At 52.1% G+C, this 2,277-nt stretch carries 3 protein-coding genes; 1 reads left to right on the top strand and 2 read right to left on the bottom strand.

Features of this window, described 5'->3' with window-relative positions; translation table 11 throughout:
* Positions 1–135: 135 nt before the first annotated feature.
* On the bottom strand, positions 136–426 hold the full coding sequence (locus V6D20_03195; protein ID HEY9814799.1) for a hypothetical protein: 291 nt from the start codon (positions 424–426) through the stop codon (positions 136–138).
* A gap of 66 nt (positions 427–492) precedes the next feature.
* Between V6D20_03195 and V6D20_03190 the strand changes: the two genes are divergently transcribed.
* Positions 493–1,071: an NAD(P)H-dependent oxidoreductase gene (locus V6D20_03190; protein ID HEY9814798.1), complete on the top strand. Its 579-nt coding sequence runs from the start codon at positions 493–495 to the stop codon at positions 1,069–1,071.
* A gap of 186 nt (positions 1,072–1,257) precedes the next feature.
* On the opposite strand, the gene V6D20_03185 is transcribed toward V6D20_03190, so the two are convergent.
* Positions 1,258–2,091, bottom strand: a complete 834-nt coding sequence (locus tag V6D20_03185) for a hypothetical protein (protein ID HEY9814797.1) — start codon at positions 2,089–2,091, stop codon at positions 1,258–1,260.
* Positions 2,092–2,277: the final 186 nt, after the last annotated feature.

The raw sequence follows: 2,277 nt of genomic DNA, 5'->3' as shown, positions 1-2,277 counted from the left end.
CTCAGTTTTTGGGGTGGAGGTGTGACAGCAAAGACATCACCTGTGACAGTACGGCTGTCTCAGCAAGGTGTCGTTATATCAGAACCTTAGCTCCGCCTGTGACAGTGTGACAGCAAGACTGCCACAAACTATCGCTCATTGGGCCACTACCGCCGCAGCACCCGGTACTACCGATAGGGTGGAAAAGTAGGGTGGGTGGATTACAAAACGACTAGCATAGAGTCCCACCCGCAGAGAACCTCCCAACGCGTGCCATAGGCTTGGGTGGCAAGGCGGTAGCCAAGACGGTGATCCGCTCACTCTCAAATGCTGGAAGGAGGCCATTTTGAAAGCGATGCGCTTTAGAGCATTGTGGCCTAAAATTAGGGCAAAGGTCTTAGTTTGACAGTCATGCAGGCGCTCAAAGAGTAAATATGAGTTGGGCAAGGGCGCTGGTGCAGTAACTAACCTCTCAAGATATTCAGTTTCTTGTCCGTTAGGAGAACCGAAAGCATGCCAAAAGTTTTGAGGATTGACGCTTCAGCCCGTCGCGATGGGTCTGTTACCCGTGAGTTGGCTGACCGGATCATTGCAAAGTTGGGTAGCATTGAAGTGACTACCCGTGATCTGTTGGATGGTGTGCCTCTAATTGACGAATCTTGGGTAGGAGCGAACTTTACGCCAGAAGCTGACCGAACCCCCCAACAGATCGAAAGCCTCGCATATTCTGATCAACTTATTCGGGAAGTTATGGATGCTGACACGTTGGTTATTGGTGTTCCAATCTACGATTTTGGTGTTCCAGCAGCGCTAAAAGCATGGGTTGATCTGGTGGCTCGTGCTGGCGTCACATTTGCCTATACGGAAACTGGTCCAGTCGGATTGCTTAACAACAAGCGCGCAGTCCTTGCAGTAGCATCCGGCGGAGTGGCTTCTGGATCTGAAGTCGACTTTGCAACCAACTACATGCGGCATGTGTTGGGATTTATTGGGATCGTTAATGTCGATGTGATCGCTGCTGATCAGCTGATGATAGATGCCGAGACCTCCCTGCGAGGAGCACATGATGCCGTTGAGGATTTGGCCGCGTAGGTGGGTTGTAACTAGGCTTACACAAGGTCCCACCCACGCAGAAGCGCCCAGCACGTCCCTTTGGCAATTGAAATTCAGTCGTTTGCAGCGTTTACGTTCCGACAATCTTGTCTGGAATTTCCACGTAAGGCCATGATGCTTTTGGGTTTTTTGCAAGTATATTCCGACTGTCCCGCCCAAGCTCACTCACATTCCCAACTGAGCCCGCAAATCGTCTGTTCCGTAGAGCGTTGACCGCCCCTTTGATGTGGTTTTCCAAGCTTGGGTGTCTTGCTGCTCGGAGAAGGTCTCTTCGGGTGGGTCATGAGGTTGGTCAGCAAAGAAGATGGGGTCATTGGCCGGATTGTCTTGGACATAGTCAGTGACCACAGAGACTGCCTGAGCACGTTGTGCTGACTTCGGTTTGGGCTGAGTGATCGCAAGGCTTGGGGGTGGTGCTGCCTTTGACGGAGGTGCCGTGGGTGCCGTAGGGACACCACTGCTGGCCGGTCCCTCACGGAAGCCCTTGGCATAGTCCGCCATCTCGAAGGTCGCATCCTGCCAGTCATGGTCTTGGGTAGGGACGTACTCGTTAAAGATGCTGGCCTCGCCTTTGCGCTTACCTTTGCCCTCGAGGAGCACCTGGACAAGTAGGGTGGTGAGCTCCCATCGGTGGACTACCCCAGACATGATCAGCCATAGGGATGCCTGCTCCAGCGAGGCAATGAGGTGGGCGTTGTCAGCGGTGGCATTGTTGTCGCCCTTGGCATGGACGCGGAAGACCTTGGCGTCAGGGTGGTCGGACAAAAGCTGGTCTATGGCTGCATAGTGATCAGGAAGGTCAGCCAGTGAGCGCTTCTTCTGTCGCTGTAACGCCGCACGATCCTTCTTTGGGAGGGCGGTGTAGAACTCCGTCTTCTTCATGTTGGTCACCGTTTGGAGGCTGATCTTGGCACGACCAGCAGCAAAGATCTGGAGGTGGTAGCCGTTGAAGGTGAGCAGGGTGCCTGGGGTGAACTCAGGTCGGATGAATACTGTCATGGGGATCGTCTTTCTATAGGTTAATGTATTGTTTTAATGAGATAAGTAAGGAGTAATGGGTAAGGAATAAGCTACAATTATGAATATATAAGAAGTAATATATAAGGGTTTGGGTAACCCTCTTTCTTCTCTTGCTAAGCAAGAAGAACAGCTTTCGCAAAAGCGGAAACCGTTATGCTTTCCTCA

The organism is Candidatus Obscuribacterales bacterium (assembly GCA_036703605.1).
Classification (GTDB): domain Bacteria; phylum Cyanobacteriota; class Cyanobacteriia; order RECH01; family RECH01; genus RECH01.
The sequence above is the reverse complement of the archived record's forward strand: the minus strand, read 5'-3'. Positions and strand labels throughout refer to the sequence as shown.